Consider the following 15486-nt stretch of genomic DNA (forward strand, 5'->3'; position numbering starts at 1 on the left):
AAAAGTAGCTGTGAGTTATGTTGGCTCGATTAATTATTACACTGGCGGCTATGTTTACATCACGTTAGTATAGTGCTTCAAATAAGTTACAAAATGATAATTACATGACTTTAAAAACCAATGCTTTAATTTATTTTTTAGCCTTTAGTAGCGGCTTTAGTATTATGGGAATAGAACTACTTGGCGGGCGAATTTTAGCGCCTTTTTTTGGTAGTAGTGTGCATATTTGGGGCAGTATTATTACTGTGTTTATGCTCAGCTTATCGTTTGGCTATTTATTGGGAGGAAAGCTTTCAATTCGCCAGCCTTCGTTAACCAAATACGGTTTAATATTTTTAGTTGCCAGTATTATGGTGCTGCCCATTGCATTATTTGCCCAGCCAATTATGGCGTATATTTTTTCTCACATAGAAGACAGCCGTTATGGCTCGTTATTGGCCTCTACAGCGTTGTTTTTTGTCCCTACTATTATTTTAGGCATGATTTCGCCTTACTCTGTGCGTTTATTAGTGACCGATAGCGAGCACAGCGGCCAAGTCGCTGGCGGCTTGTATTTTGTCAGCACCTTAGGCAGTGCCTTAGGGACTATTATTACCTCGTTTTACATGGTGCTAGCGTTTGATGTGAATACCATTATTTTGGGTTTCGCGACGACATTAGGGCTATTAGGTTTATTGGCAATTGGCGTAAATCAATTAGCTAACAAGGAGAAACACAATGTTTAAGTATTTGCTCGTGACCTTACTGTTAATTGGGTTTAGCAGCCAAGCTAAGGTGATCCATCAAGAGCGGTCGCTTTATCGTAATATTTTAGTTGAAGAGACCGGCGATTTACGCTGTTTAAAGTTTGACGAAAAAGCCCGTAAAAGCAGTCAAAGTTGCATATATAAAAGCAACCCACAAAAGCTAGTGTTTAATTATACCAAACTCACTTTTGCCAGTTTACTACTGATAGACAATCCAAAAAATGTACTTATTATCGGGCTTGGCGGCGGCACCTTATCAAATGTGATCAGCGAGCTATACCCTGACGCCATGATTGAAAGTGTTGAAATTGATCCCGCAGTTATAAAAGTGGCGCGTGATTATTTTGCTTTTAAAGAGAACGATAAAGTCACTTCGAAAGTACAAGATGGGCGTATTTTTATTAAACGCGCAGCAATCCAACAAGCCAAGTATGACTGGATTATTCTTGATGCATTTAATGGTGATTACATCCCTGAGCATTTACTTACTAAAGAGTTTTTTGCGGAAGTGAAAAGTGTACTGGCTGATGGTGGCGTAGTAGCGGCAAATACCTTTTCATCAAGCAAACTTTATGAGCATGAATCTGCCACTTATGAAGCGGTATTTGGTGACTTTATTAATGTGAGCACTGAGAAAAATAGTAATCGAATTATTTTAGCTGGCTTTAATAAATTTCCAAGTCCTGTGCAGCTAGCACAGCGAATAGAAAAGCTAACCCCGTTATTAGCCCCCTACCGCGTTGATATCAAAGCGGTGAGCGAAGGGATGATTTCGACCAAAGATAATAAAGACTGGCCTAGCGATACAAAAGTACTCACTGATCAGTACTCACCCGCAAACTTACTCAATTTCTAAAGTTTACGGCCATTTTTACTACACTTAGGCCAGCTTGCTGGCCATCAAAGCTAACTGCTAATTCCCCCTTTTTAAGTTAATACCCGATTAAATTTGTAATCGAATTTTCTCTCATAGGTTAGTTTAAGGTTCCTGCTGCTGCACTGATAGATAGTGTGCTTTGAGCGAAAGTTATAGTTAGGCTTGTCTTAAGTATTTCTTAAGAATTGCCTGCTATTGTTAAACTAATTATTTTTCTAGGTATTTTTAGGGGCTTAAAAAGTGGTGATTATTTCTCGGTCTGTATCACGGTTTATGCTTGTGACGGCACTTTTTACTGCTATGGCGAGTGCGCCAGTGTTAAGTAAAGAAACCGTTGTGCCAGTTATCTCCAGTCAGCAACAACTAACCGATAAGTTAGCAGAGCTTAAAGGCCAAGTGGTATTTTTAGATTTTTGGGCTTCGTGGTGTACACCTTGTCGTAAGTCTTTTCCTTGGCTTAATGAAATGCAAACAAAATACCAATCGCAAGGCTTTACGGTGTTGGCAGTTAACTTAGATGTTGAGCATCAAGATGCGGTTGATTTTTTAGCACACACTCCTGCTGATTTTCCCATTATTTATGATCCTGATGCACTAATAGGCAAACAATTCGATTTACTCGGTATGCCAAGTAGTTATGTGTATGGCCGTGATGGCAAAATAAAATATCGCCATATTGGCTTTAAGAACAGTAAAAAAGCGCAATACGAGCAAGAAATAACTCAGTTATTAGCCGTTCAGCCTTAAGAGGTAATGATGAAAAAATTAATAAAAAATAGTCTCCTAACGATGTTAATACTATCTGCAACTGGGTGTGTCAGTATTGGCGTAGAACCGTGGCAACGAGATCTATTAGCTAAAGATGAAATGTCACTCAGTGGCGGATTAGATGCTGCGGTTGACGATCATATTTACTTTAGTAAAGAAGCCTCCAGTGGTGGACGCAGCTTTGGTGGTGGAGGCTGCGGATGCAACTAGTCGACTCACAAACCGAAAAGAACCAAACCAGTAATATTGCTTCAGCACTAGGGCTGGCTGCTTGCGCATTACTAGGCACAGCGCCTGCAGAGGCACAAATAAACAAAGATTGGCAGTTTGACACCGCTGTGTTGTATTACGGTGAAACAGATCGTGTTATGGCAACAGAGGCGATGATCAACGCCAATAAAGAATTTGCTGACGAGCACTTTTTAAATTTACGGCTAACCTTAGATACATTAACGGGTGCCTCAGCAAATGGCGCGGTAGCACAACCGAATGTACAAACATTTACCCGTCCTTCAGGCAATGGCCAGTATGATATTCAGCCTGGTGAAACACCGCTGGATGATACCTTTCGTGATACGCGTGTACAGCTTAATGCCCAGTGGACTCAACCCTTGGCGCAGGATTATACCGTCAGTGGTGGCGTGCATATTTCAAAAGAGTATGATTATTTATCGTTAGGTGTTAATGGTAACTTAGCCATCGACTTTAATAAAAAGAACACTACTTTGTCGTTGGGCGGCAGTTATTTTAGCGATACCTTTACCCCCGAAGGTGGTATCCCGAAAGCATTTGCATCTATGCCAATTGGTGACAGTGAAAGTGCGGCTTGGGACGACACTTTTAACAGTACGCGACGCACAGATCAAGATGATAAAACGACCACCGATTTACTTGTCGGTGTTACGCAAATCATCAACCGTAGAATGCTAATGCAGTTTAACTATTCATATTCAATGGTGGATGGTTACCAAACGGATCCGTTTAAAGTGCTTAGTGTGGTAAATAATGATGGTTTAACACAAGATTATCAATACGAGAACCGCCCTGATGAACGTACCAAGCAAAGCCTATATTGGCAAACCAAATACCATTTTGACAACAGTATTGTTGACCTTTCATATCGTTATATGTGGGATGACTGGGAGATAACATCGCATACGGTTGATTCACGTTGGCGTCTATTACTGGGGGACGACAGTTACCTAGAACCGCATTTTCGCTACTATCAGCAATCGGGGGCAGAGTTCTATCAGCCATTTTTAAATGCAGCAGCGCCTTTGCCGCAGTTTGCTAGTGCTGATTATCGTATTGGTGAAATGGATACTTACACGCTGGGTTTAGAATACGGTACTAAGCTTAGTAATGGCCACAGTATGTCGGTACGTGCTGAATATTACACTCAGCAGCCTACCAATAATGGGTTTGAGCAACCTGGTGCGCTGGCATCACTTGATTTATTCCCAAGTGTGGATGCGGTAGTGCTACAATTTAGTTATTCATTCTAACGAGTTATAGGTTAAGTTACTAACGTGGCTGCACAAGCAATATCAATTCATCCGCAAGCCGCTGGACTAAGTGTAAAATTTAACGCTATGGCCAGCCCTTGTGAATTGTTAGTCGATAGCGTCGATCAGCAGCTTGGCGAGCAACTTGGGCAGCTGGTTGCAAACGAAGTGTGGCGTATTGAACAGAAATACAGTCGTTACAATACTCAAAGTGTTTGCTCTGCTATAAATCAAAGCCAAGGGCTGCCACTTGCCATCGATGACGAAACCTATGCTTTACTTAATTTTGCCAAGCTATGCTTTGATTTAAGCGACGGGCTGTTTGATATTAGCTCGGGTATTTTACGGCGTGTATGGCATTTTGATTGTTCCGACAACCTGCCAACTCCGGCACAAATAAGTGCATTATTGTCTAATATCGGTTTCAACAAAATTGTGTTTGATCAGTCCAGTATTATCTTGCCTAAAGGTATGGAGCTTGATTTTGGAGGGATTGGCAAAGAGTATGCAGTTGATAAATGCATTCAGTTACTCCAAGCACACAGCCCTGTTGCAGCGTTAGTTAATTTAGGGGGCGACTTAGCTGTCACCACTGAGCGTAGTGACGGTCAAGCCTGGCAAATTGGCATTGAACATCCGGGCTTTGTACAACAACAAACTATGGTGGTGTCTTTGCGCAGCGGCGCTCTGGCAACCAGTGGCGATGCTAAGCGTTATTTATTAAAAGACGGCATTCGTTATAGCCATATTCTTAACCCTCTCACTGGCTGTTCGATCACTGATGCACCGCGCTCTGTTACCGTCGCTGCGCCGCAATGTATACAAGCAGGCATGTTAGCAACTCTGGCCATGCTACAAGGTCGCGATGCGCAGATATTGCTCGATTCACAACCCCTCCCCCATTGGATCATTCGCTAATTTGCTCAACACAGTGATATTAAATCGTTTTTAAAGCCCTCTTTGCCGTTATTTTTTAAATCGTTTCGATATTTACTTAGCATGCTAAGTAATGTTAAACTAGTTAGCATGCTAAGTAACTAGGTACTATTATGATTTCATCACCTCCTTTTCATGAAACTTTAGATTTAAGTTTATGCGGTAGCATGGGGCGCGTTTTTCGACTCTGTCGCGATGCCGTTACTCTCGCTGTTGAGCCTTTAGGGTTAACACAATCTCGTTGGACTGCGATGATCCATATCCATCATTTAAAACAAGGTGTTACACAACAAGAACTGGCTAGCAGTTTGGGGATTGAAATGCCTTCACTAACGCGAACAGTTAAACAGTTAGAGCAACAAGCGATTATTGTCCGTCGCATTGACAGCGATGATAAACGTAGTCGTAAAATCTATTTTACTGAGCAAGGATTACTATTATTAGATGCGCTTAGAGACATTATGGCTGAAGTTAAAACACAACTTTATGCAGAACTTACAACGCAGCAGCTTGATACTATGGCCTATGGTTTAGTGCAAATGGAAGCCAATGCTCGACGTTGTATTAGCCACTTTTCTGGAGAGAAATAATTCATGACACCGGATCAGAAATTTGCCCGCTATGTAAAAATATCATTAGTTGGGTTTATTTTATTGTTCGCTTACTTTGTCGTTGCCGATATGTTTTTACCGGTTACTCCGCAAGCGCGCGTATATCACCCTGTAGTACAAGTAACGCCACAAGTAAGTGGCCGCGTGAACCAAGTATTGGTGAATAATAATCAAGCGATTAAAGCGGGTGAAGCGCTATTTTTAATAGAAGCAGCCCCTTTTAAATTAGCACTAGAGCAAGCACAACTGGCTTATGCTGATGCGCAGTTGCAAAACCAGCGCTTAGATAGCAGTGTTAAAGCGATACAGGCTCAGCTAGCTGCTGGAAATGCCAAGCTGCATGAGCAACAGTTGTTATTTGATCGCAGTGAATCGTTATTGAAAAAACGGTCTATTTCGGAGCAAGAATACGAAACAATTAGTGCTAATTATCAATCAAGTCAAGCGAATGTCGCAGCTATTGAAGCACAGTTAACCGAGGCAAAACTGGCGCGTGGACAATTAGGCGAAGACAACCTAGCATTACGCCACGCGCAAAACCAACTGGCACAAGCGAAGCTCAATTTATCATACAGCATAGTGACTGCTGATGCTGATGGTAAAGTCGCAAACTTGCAAGTAAGCACCGGAACATTTGCTAATAAAGGTCAACCGATGTTAGCTATTGTGGCCAATAAAGCTGATTTAGTGGCTGATTTTCGTGAAAAATCGTTAGTTAATATCAAAGTGGGCAGCAAAGCAAAAGTAACGTTTGATGCTCTGCCAGGCCAAGTATTTGCAGCTACAGTGAGCTCTTTTGAAGCTGGCGTAAGTAATGGGCAGCTCAATGCTAATGGCTTATTAAGCAGTACTGAAAGCAGTAATCGCTGGGTTCGTGATGCGCAGCGCCAACGTATTCACATTGATTTAGAGCAAGCACAGCTATTAAGTAAACTACCTAGTGGTGCACGTGCAACAGTGCAGCTACTGCCTGAGTCAGTAATTGGGCAATGGTTTGGTGTCATGCAAATTCGCTTTATCAGTTTACTGCATTACATTTACTAATAAGGCTTTATTATGTCTGCATCAGTCCCTGTAAAACTAGACCAGAATGGCCTTCGGCAAGCGTTGCGTATCGCTGGCGGCAGCGCGTTGGGATTTAGTTTATGTAAATTGATGAATTGGCCAAATGGTATTTTCTTCACCGTTTATCCTATGTTGTTATTAGGATTAGTGCCGATTTTAAATGCACATATCATTCGTCAGTTTTTTGCCAGCGCGGCATTTAGTGGGTTATTTGTATTAATAGTACAGGGTTTATTTTCTCATTTACCAGTGGCGATGACCTTGCTGTGCTTTTTAGCGTTTGCATTTTTGTTTTATCAAATGAGCTGTGGTGCTAACTTTTTGTTTGGTGCTTTAAGTGTCGTTAGTTTATCTATTCAACTGCACTTTTCTAGTTATGTTGGTAATGGCACGAGTATTTATCCGTTGATCATCAGCAATGGTTTAGCAGTCGTAGTGACCGTGTTAGCGGCGGTATTAATGCACTTTGTATTTCCTGATGTTGCACCACGCCAAGGTCGGGTGATGCCAACAAAAGCAAAAGAGAGTATTCGCCACGAAGTACTGTTGTGCGCTACGGTTGCTACACTGTCGTTTGTGATTTTTCAGGTATTTGATTTACAAGATTCAATTTCAGCACAAGCGGCATCGATCTTAATTTTGTTTCCTTTGTGCTGGAAAGCCGCTGGCATGGCTGGCTGGCAACGAGCAATTGGCACATTAATTGGTTGTAATTTAGCGTTAGTATCGCAGCTGTTTTTGTATAATCACACCGATATTCTGATTTTTCCGGCGCTGATCTTGTGGATTTTAACTTTTATATTTAGCCGTTATCATATTTTAGGTGGCGGTATTCCTGGTGTTGGATTTGGGGTTATTACCACATTTGGAATTTTATTTGGTCAGTCTCTCGGACCTGGGCAAGACTTGGTTTACAGTGCGCTTTATCGGTTTTCGTCTGTATCGGTTGCGATAATCGTGAGTTTATGTGCGGTGTATATTATGCATCATATTCTTAATCGGTTTAGTGTCACCCGTCATCATACTTTCGACTAATATAATAACCGCCTTAGTCAGTTCCTTATGCACTAGGGCGGTTATTACTTTGTTATACTAACTGTGTTTAAATAATGATCACTTTAGGCGTGAGTTTATAAACCACTAATTAACACAATCGCTACTCAACGATGCGTTAAGCTGATTTATTGCGAGTGTTATTTTCGCGGGATCAACCATAAAGTCAGCGCGCCTAACAATATCCCCCAAAATGCCGAGCCAATAGAAAATAAAGTAAGATCAGAGGCGGTGACCAAAAAAGTGATCATTGCCGCCTCAGTGTAGTAACTATCAGACAAAGCTTGCTGTAAGCTCGAGGCAATGGTGGTGAATAAAGCAATCCCCGCCAAGGCTAAAATAAGTGCTTGTGGCAAACTTGCCACTAAACCCACTAGAGTCGCTGCTCCAATCGCCATCAGGATATAAAAACCACCGCCCGCGATACTTGCCCAGTAACGCTTTTTAGGGTCGCTGTCGGCATCTTCACTCATGCAAATTGCCGCAGTAATAGCAGCTAAATTAATGGCATAGCCACCAAAGGGGGCAATAAGGATATTACTAAAACCAGTGACATTGAGCGCTGCAGAGACGGGTGCAGGGTAATTATGTGCTTTTAACACTGCAATGCCTGGCAAGTTTTGTGAAGTCATGGTGACGATATAAAGCGGAATACCTACGCTGATCATCGCTTGTAAATTAAATTCAGGAGCGATAAACGCAAACTCGCTCATTTTCCATTGCCAACTGCTGGTATCTATTTGCCCTGTAACGCCAGCCATTACAAACCCAGCAATCAGTACCATAAGCATTGAAAAACGTGGCATTAAACGCTTACAGACTAAATAAACCAGCACCATCGCACCAATTAGCAATGGTTTTTCACCCATAAAGTTAAATACATCTATGCCAAAAGTCACTAAAACACCGCCAAGCATTGCACAGGCAATTTGACTCGGGATACGTTGCATTATTTTTTCAAACCAGCCAGTGATCCCTGATATAAATACCAGTAAAGCACTGAACATAAATGCGCCTACAGCTTGATTTAAACTATAACCTTGGGCACTGGTAATGAGTAAAGCGGCACCGGTTGTTGACCAGGCAATTAAAATTGGGATTTTATAGTAGTACGATAAGCCAATTGAAGTGACACCCATCGCAAGACCTAACATAAGTACCCAACTTGCAACGAGCTCCGCTGTGCCACCTAGCACAATAACGACTTGGTAAATAAGTGCGATAGAGCTGGTAAAACCGATGATCACCGCAACTAAGCCCGCAGTTAAACGGTTTAATAGTTGATTTGAGAGTTGCATGTGGTTCCTAAATCGTTGAATTCAATCGTTCTATTTATACACAAATATTACTTTGATGCTAGGGCGTGTTTATCTTTCGAGGTTACTTATGACTAAGGTCTTACTGGTTGGAGAAAGTATTGATGTTCTGAGGTAGTGATAAAGTGTTAGATTTGTAATGGCGACGGTGTAACAGTTTTCACACGTCACCAATGACAGCTTAGTATACAAAGCAATACTCGTTATTTACGACTAAAATTTTACTGTACTACAGCGCTTAATATGGGGCTTGGAGTAGGCTGTTCCATCGCTGCTTTACTGTCTTCATCCAAGGCTAAGCTTAAATTCTCTGGGCGGTCAAAAATACCCAAGCGAATGCGAATAAAATGCAAGATTTCACGAGCCACATTGATCCCCAGTGCAGCTTCTAAGCCTTCAAATCCAGGGCTTGAATTTGCTTCGCAAATTTTAAAGTGATTATCATCAAATAATAAATCAATACCAGCAACGTCTAAATTGAGTACATTAGCTGTTTGTGTAGCTAACCATTCAATCTCTGGAGTAATTGGGTGCGGTTTACCAGTGCCACCTGCACTCACGTTCGCTTTAAAGTTTTTACCGCCAGAGTTTCGCTCCATACATGCGACAGCACGGCCACCAATAGTGAGTACTCGCAAATCACGACCATGGCTAGATTTAACAAACTGTTGCAAGATGATATTAGCTTGCGGGTTGGCGGCTTCAATTAATTGCATTAAATCGTCAAATTCGCTTTTTGACTTTGATAAAAATACGCCACTGCCCTGCGAGCCTGAAAGTGTTTTAATCACCACTGGAAAGCCTATTTGCCTATCTACTAAGTCGATATTTACTGGAAATTTTACCAGCATAGTATTTGGTGTAGGTAAGTTACGCTCAGCTAAAATTTGCTGTGCAAACAGTTTATCTTTTACCGTCTCAATTGATTGTGAGCTATTAACGCAGTACACCCCTAGTCGCTCGAGATGGCGAATAATTGCTAGTGCAAAATAGGTGGTGCTGGCGCCCATGCGAGGAATAACAAAGTCAGGCAAAGTTGTGGTTACACCGTCAATTAGAATGCTTTTGCCATCTTCGCGGGTGATAGTTAAATCAAATTGATCGGGAGAGAAAACTTGTAAATCGATACCTTCTTCTTTTGCTGCGGCCAGTAAACGCTCTACTTCGTAGGTCTCTTGTTTTAGTAATCCAGCACTGTCTTTATAAATGATCCAGCCACGCATGGTATTTCCTCTTGAGTATTGATCCGCAGCTCACAGAAAAAATAGGCTCACTACGTTATAGATGTTCACAGTCACTTATGATGATGAGAGTCTGCGGCAAAAGACGCGGAGTATGAGGTTCATCTGATGTGCAGTAAAACAAATAAATTTTATCGTCACGATAATATTATTTTTCATATCTCATTTTGGTTAATCAATAGTAGGTGTTTTTTTATTGCAATAAAGTATGTAACTACAAAAGGTATAATTGATAAGTTAATGTTAACTTAACGCGTTGTATTTTTAGTATTAAAGTTATTCATTCATAACTTTTATATATTTAATTTATTAACTGTAAGATTAATATGATAAATATTGAAAGTTTCGTTTTTGTTTTCGGTAACAAATTTATGCTTGCGATTTAATTTACTCTGATGTAAAAATAACAATATATTAACCTTTAGATCTAAAAGAGAGACAAATGAAAAGGGCTATTGCATTTATTGTTATCGTTCCGATCAGTGCTTTTTTGCTATATGAGTTCGTTATCTACAAAGAAAGCAATGTAACCCATTCGGTTCCTACGAGTGACGTTCAGTTATCGACTATAGCGCCTAAGTTAGGGGCTAAAACATCACCAGATATATCGTTACCAAGAGTTTTAGCTAAACCTAAAGTAGCTGTAAATCAAACACATGATGAATTTGATGCTATTAATCGACTCTCAGAGAAAGCAGAGCAGATTCTCAAAGCTTCAGGATTTTTGCCTACAGATTTACATAATGAGGTTTATATAGAATTTGACTTAGTTGCGCTCAGAAAGCTAAAGCAAGGCGATAATTTTGATCTAGCTATTCCACAAACCGCTGAAACCTTTAGCGCAGAGGTTACCAATGTAATTGCTGCTAGCAATGGTGATAAAAGTATTTTTGGCCGAGTGCTTGGTGCTGATGGGCGATTTCACACCACCGTGATGACTATTGGCGCAGACGCTATATATGGCCAATTAACTGCACCAAGCGGTAATTATGTATTTGAAGGTAAAGGGCAATATGGTTGGCTTGCGGCAAAGCGAGATCTTTATAAAAACCACATGGAACATCAAGTCACTAATCAACCCACATTAGAGCCAAGCAATGGTGAGGATCCGTTTGCACCAAAAGCAGAAGGTAATAACTTATAGAAATTTTTCAGAGCAGACTTTAACACAGTAATACAACACAACCTGACAAGGAACTACTATGAATAAACGACTAACTACTTTAGCTGCATTATGTGCATTAGGTATGACTGCAACTAGCCACGCCGCGACTATTGATATTGCGATTTTATATACAGATCAAGCGGCGGCCGCCACTGCAAACATTAATACTAAAATTAACCAGTATATTGCTTTTAGTAATCAGGTTTATAGCCAAAATGGTATTGATATTTCACTGCGTTTAGTAGGCAGCGAAAACTTAGGTAATCATGCAATTACACCTTCTAGCAGCTGGCTAAATTCAGTCACTAACAGTAGTTATATTCAAGGTTTACGCAATAGTTGGGGGGCAGATATGGTTGCGGTGCTTGGTACTGGTCAAAGTGCTGGCAGTAACCTAATTTCGTGTGGTATTGCGTGGGTTGGCAATGGCAGTAATGGTAATTTATATAGCTCAGTAAGTAACAGTATGTACAGTATTACAGCGGTAGATTGTGGAGCAACAACCTTTGTACATGAATTAGGCCACAATCAAGGCTTAGCACACTCTCGTAAGCAAGGTGATACATCAGGTGGTGTTTATGTTGATGGTATGGGCCATGGCGTACAAAATCAGTTTGCCAGTATTATGGCGTACCCTCATGTATTTGGTAGTGCCACGCAGTATGATTATTTTTCTAACCCGAACTGGAGTGTTAATGGTATTCCTTACGGTGTAACTAGTGAATCGTTTGCATGGCGTACAGTAAATGCCACTAAAGACAGTATTGCTAACTTTAAATAGCGTTTATTTTTAGTGAACAGTTTTTCCCTTTTGAGCGCATTAGCGCTCTTTTTATTATTTAATTTAAAGCAGGCCAAAGTGTTGCGCCATCGCCATCGATTGCATTGAGTACTTTAATTCCCAGTACTTTGGCAATAAGTGGGTAAACATCTAAGTTATTTACTTCATCGATTACTAATGAATTTTTAAATGCTGGGCCATTGGCAATAAAGGTTGCCGCCATATCTTCGCTATAAGCATAGCCATGGGTACCTAAATAGCTTACTTTACCGGTATCAGCAAAACTTCTTGGTGCTGTGGTTTGTAAAATAATATCACCAGTTCGGCCATTGTTAGCATAGTGATAAAGCTTACGTTGTTCATCACTTAGTACGGTATAGCGCCCTTTTGCTGCTTTCGTTAAGTGTTGTTTATATGCTGTGATCTCAGCTTTTGTAGTGTCTTTATTAGCATAGATCAATACTCTCGGTCCGGTATTTTTAACCATAAACTTGTCGTCTTTCGGTAAGCTACTGATAGCAATACTTTGGTTTGGCTCAACCGTACTCATACCATGATCGGAGACAATCACTAAGTTAACATTTTGCTCTAGTTCATTGAGGCGTTGCTGTAATTGCCCCATTAATACATCTACTTCTTTTACCGCTTGCTTGGTTTGCTCCGCATCAGGCCCATATTCATGGCCCATACTATCTACCAGTGAAAAATAACTAACAACTAATTGCGGGCGCTGCGCTGCTGGCAATGTTAGCCATTGAATAATTTGATCAACACGATTTTGATAATTACTGTGTTTTGAATAATGGTAAAAGTAATTCGGCAGCATGCCATTAAATCGCGCATCTGATTCGGGCCAAAAATAAGCGGCTGATTTTAATCCCTGCATCGACGCCAAATTCCACAGTGGAATGCCGTTGAACCATGTGCTGTCGTCTTTCCCTTTTCCCATGCTATAGCATTCATTTCTTTGTGTATCGCAAAAGCGGTTATCTACTACGCCATGATTAATTGGCAATAAACCAGTAATGATAGATATATGATTAGGAAATGTTTTAGTCGGATATACCGGGCGCATTTTAGTTGCGCGAACTCCCGATTTAGCTATTGCGGCTAAATTTTCAGCACCGTGTTTTTCGATGTAATCCCAGCGGAATCCATCAAGAGAAACAAGTACTACGGTATTATTAGCAGAGTTTCTATCGTCTTTAGCGTGGCTAAAAGAGCCATAAATGAGCAATGCTAATAACAGAAAACTTAAAATAGGCTTCATTGTATTAATACCTTTGTTGGGCGTTATTGGTAATCAGAAAATAAACAAATACGTTACGATATGCTTATGTTTAATATGCAGTGTACCGCTATTTTATGACCGTGATAATTATTAATAGATAAATTTATGTGCGAACAGCAGTCATAGATATTAATTTAGTAAACAAGCTGTTAGATTAAAAGTAGACAATAAAAGGAGCGTCTATGATCGATTTCAGCAAAAAAATAACGTCAGCGCGTGAGCTGCGCTCAACCCCTAATTTACAGATGGCGTTAGAAAGCGATCGTGGCCGTATCATCAATAGTGCTGCAATTCGCCGCTTACAACAAAAAACGCAAGTGTTTCCGTTGGAGCGCAATGCTGCGGTACGCTCGCGGTTAACTCACTCCCTCGAAGTACAACAGGTTGGGCGTTTTATAGTGCAACGCATCTTTGCGAATTTAACGGCCAAACAACAAGCTGAATATGGCCTAACAGGGTTAGAGAGGTCGCTAGAAAGTCTGGTTGAAATGGCCTGCTTGATGCACGATATAGGTAATCCACCGTTTGGTCATTTTGGTGAAGCTGCGATTAATCACTGGTTTAACGCAAATTTAGCAACGCTTACCCCTCAGCGCTGCGCCGATCCACACACGGGAATTGGCTTAATATTTAAACATTTAGCACAAGATATTTGTAACTTTGAAGGTAATGCGCAAGGTATCCGTATTGTACACTCACTGTTATCACTTAATTTAACCTATAGCCAAACGGCTGGTATTTTAAAATACACGCGTCCGGCAAGTATGGCTAAAGAAGATATACCGCGAACTAAAAATTATTTGATGAAAAAAGTAGGCTTTTACTACAGTGAAAAAAACTTTGTTGAAAGATTGCAAAAAGAGCTATTGATAGAGCCACAATGTCGCCACCCCGCCAGTTATATAATGGAAGCGGCGGATGATATTTCATATTGCTTAGCTGATATTGAAGATGCCGTAGAAAAGGGCATCATCACTGTTGAGTTATTATGCGATAAACTCAAACAGCATTATCAAAAAGTGTTAACTAATCTTACTATTGACGATGCAGAACATCAGCACGTGGTTGAAAAAGCAGTTAACTATGCCCTCGATAAGGCCGCTCAGCAACCTTATAACTTTAATAGCGAGTTTTTTATTTATTTACGGGTAACTCTACTCCACCCTCTGGTTAATTATGCGGCCAAACGTTTTATAGATAATATTGAAGCGGTTTATCATGGTGATTTTAATCAGGCCTTGTTAGAAGACCGCAGTCATTTACACGCTATAACCACCACTTTGAAACAAGTGGCGTTTGAGTATGTGTTTTCACATAAGGAAGTCGGTAAACTTGAATTACAAGGCTATCGAATTATCAATGGATTACTTGATTGTTATAAGCCACTACTACTGCTAAGTCATGATGACTTTAAACGGGTGATCAAAGGGGATGGTCGTTTCTTAATTGAAACACGGTTACTCAAAAAGCTTTCGAAAAAGCATTTAAATAGCTATTTACAAGCCATTGAAGCGATGCAAGCAGAACCTGATCATGTACTCGCTTATGAGTTTTATTATCGCTGTCGATTTATTCAAGATTATATCAGCGGCATGACAGATCAATTTGCTTACGATGAATACCGTACCTTGATGGTAATTGATTAGCAAAACACACTGCTAGATAAATTTGCGCACAACTATTAAACTGGGTTTATTGTGTTATTTTGTTTAATAGATTTATGATGGCTCACGTATTACGACTTTGCTTATTTATTTTATTTACTTTTAGTTTCAATAGCTTTGCTAAATACAGTGAAGCTATGTGCATTTTGTATAAACAACAAATGCAGCAATACAGCGATAATACAAGTAGCCGTAGTTATCGAAATGCGGCAAAAGATTATAAAAACAACTGCAGTAACCCACCTCCAGCAGCGTCTCAAGCGCAACCAGCACCTGTAGTGGTTGCACCAAAAACACATGTTGATAATAAAATAAAATCTACATTAGAGACGCAAAACTCGACTGTAAACCCCCTTGACAGCAATTCGTCAGTAGCCAAAAATGAGCCAGCAGAAGTTCAAAGGGAGGCGTCTGTAATTGTTGAAAATGTTGAAAATGTTGAAAATGTTGAAAATGTTGAAAATGTT

The 15486-nt window shown here is 40.4% G+C and carries 15 protein-coding genes and 1 pseudogene; 13 read left to right on the forward strand and 3 right to left on the reverse strand.

Annotated features, from left to right (window positions below; genetic code table 11):
• The first annotated feature begins 104 nt into the window (after positions 1–104).
• The 9 genes from H5162_RS15585 (at position 105) to H5162_RS15625 (ending at position 7543) form a co-directional block, all read left to right on the forward strand.
• On the forward strand, positions 105–725 hold the full coding sequence (locus H5162_RS15585; RefSeq protein ID WP_145238924.1) for a fused MFS/spermidine synthase: 621 nt from the start codon (positions 105–107) through the stop codon (positions 723–725).
• Positions 718–1602, forward strand: coding sequence for a spermidine synthase (locus H5162_RS15590; protein ID WP_182778949.1), 885 nt, complete (start codon positions 718–720; stop codon positions 1600–1602). Before H5162_RS15585 ends, H5162_RS15590 begins: the two co-directional genes overlap by 8 nt.
• A 294-nt stretch (positions 1603–1896) precedes the next feature.
• Positions 1897–2370 (forward strand): TlpA disulfide reductase family protein, encoded by a 474-nt coding sequence (locus H5162_RS15595; protein ID WP_182732002.1) that lies wholly within the window; start codon positions 1897–1899, stop codon positions 2368–2370.
• A 9-nt stretch (positions 2371–2379) separates the two neighbouring features.
• Positions 2380–2601, forward strand: a complete 222-nt coding sequence (locus H5162_RS15600) for a DUF4266 domain-containing protein (RefSeq protein WP_182731994.1) — start codon at positions 2380–2382, stop codon at positions 2599–2601.
• Positions 2592–3896: a DUF3570 domain-containing protein gene (locus tag H5162_RS15605; protein WP_182778951.1), complete on the forward strand. Its 1305-nt coding sequence runs from the start codon at positions 2592–2594 to the stop codon at positions 3894–3896. Before H5162_RS15600 ends, H5162_RS15605 begins: the two co-directional genes overlap by 10 nt.
• Positions 3897–3920: 24 nt before the next feature.
• On the forward strand, positions 3921–4814 hold the full coding sequence (locus tag H5162_RS15610) for an FAD:protein FMN transferase (RefSeq protein WP_310736437.1): 894 nt from the start codon (positions 3921–3923) through the stop codon (positions 4812–4814).
• A gap of 131 nt (positions 4815–4945) precedes the next feature.
• Positions 4946–5422 (forward strand): MarR family winged helix-turn-helix transcriptional regulator, encoded by a 477-nt coding sequence (locus tag H5162_RS15615; RefSeq protein WP_182731992.1) that lies wholly within the window; start codon positions 4946–4948, stop codon positions 5420–5422.
• Positions 5423–5425: 3 nt separating this feature from the next.
• Entirely contained in the window at positions 5426–6487 is a 1062-nt protein-coding gene (locus H5162_RS15620) for an HlyD family secretion protein (protein ID WP_145238909.1), read from the forward strand.
• 12 nt (positions 6488–6499) lie between these two features.
• Positions 6500–7543: a DUF2955 domain-containing protein gene (locus H5162_RS15625; protein ID WP_145238906.1), complete on the forward strand. Its 1044-nt coding sequence runs from the start codon at positions 6500–6502 to the stop codon at positions 7541–7543.
• Positions 7544–7701: 158 nt separating this feature from the next.
• On the opposite strand, the gene H5162_RS15630 is transcribed toward H5162_RS15625, so the two are convergent.
• Positions 7702–8859 carry a benzoate/H(+) symporter BenE family transporter gene (locus H5162_RS15630; RefSeq protein ID WP_145238904.1) on the reverse strand — a complete coding sequence of 386 codons (1158 nt, stop codon included), beginning with the start codon at positions 8857–8859 and terminating at the stop codon, positions 7702–7704.
• A 239-nt stretch (positions 8860–9098) separates the two neighbouring features.
• Positions 9099–10100, reverse strand: coding sequence for a RimK family alpha-L-glutamate ligase (locus tag H5162_RS15635; RefSeq protein WP_145238901.1), 1002 nt, complete (start codon positions 10098–10100; stop codon positions 9099–9101).
• A 460-nt stretch (positions 10101–10560) separates the two neighbouring features.
• On the opposite strand from H5162_RS15635, the gene H5162_RS15640 reads away from it, so the two are divergent.
• Together H5162_RS15640 and H5162_RS15645 are read left to right on the forward strand one after the other, a co-directional pair.
• On the forward strand, positions 10561–11262 hold the full coding sequence (locus tag H5162_RS15640; RefSeq protein ID WP_145238898.1) for a hypothetical protein: 702 nt from the start codon (positions 10561–10563) through the stop codon (positions 11260–11262).
• Between the two features lie 58 nt (positions 11263–11320).
• On the forward strand, positions 11321–12064 hold the full coding sequence (locus H5162_RS15645) for a zinc-dependent metalloprotease family protein (protein WP_182735480.1): 744 nt from the start codon (positions 11321–11323) through the stop codon (positions 12062–12064).
• Between the two features lie 58 nt (positions 12065–12122).
• Here the strand turns inward: H5162_RS15645 and H5162_RS15650 are convergent, their stop codons facing one another.
• Positions 12123–13334, reverse strand: coding sequence for an ectonucleotide pyrophosphatase/phosphodiesterase (locus tag H5162_RS15650; RefSeq protein WP_182778953.1), 1212 nt, complete (start codon positions 13332–13334; stop codon positions 12123–12125).
• A 203-nt stretch (positions 13335–13537) separates the two neighbouring features.
• On the opposite strand from H5162_RS15650, the gene dgt reads away from it, so the two are divergent.
• Together dgt and H5162_RS15660 are read left to right on the forward strand one after the other, a co-directional pair.
• Positions 13538–15001, forward strand: coding sequence for a dGTPase (gene dgt / locus H5162_RS15655; RefSeq protein WP_182778955.1), 1464 nt, complete (start codon positions 13538–13540; stop codon positions 14999–15001).
• A 74-nt stretch (positions 15002–15075) separates the two neighbouring features.
• Positions 15076–15486 (forward strand): annotated as a pseudogene (locus H5162_RS15660) (hypothetical protein); the annotation flags it as partial.

The sequence above is a fragment of the Pseudoalteromonas sp. SR41-8 genome (genome assembly GCF_014163915.1).
GTDB classification, from domain to species: domain Bacteria; phylum Pseudomonadota; class Gammaproteobacteria; order Enterobacterales; family Alteromonadaceae; genus Pseudoalteromonas; species Pseudoalteromonas rhizosphaerae.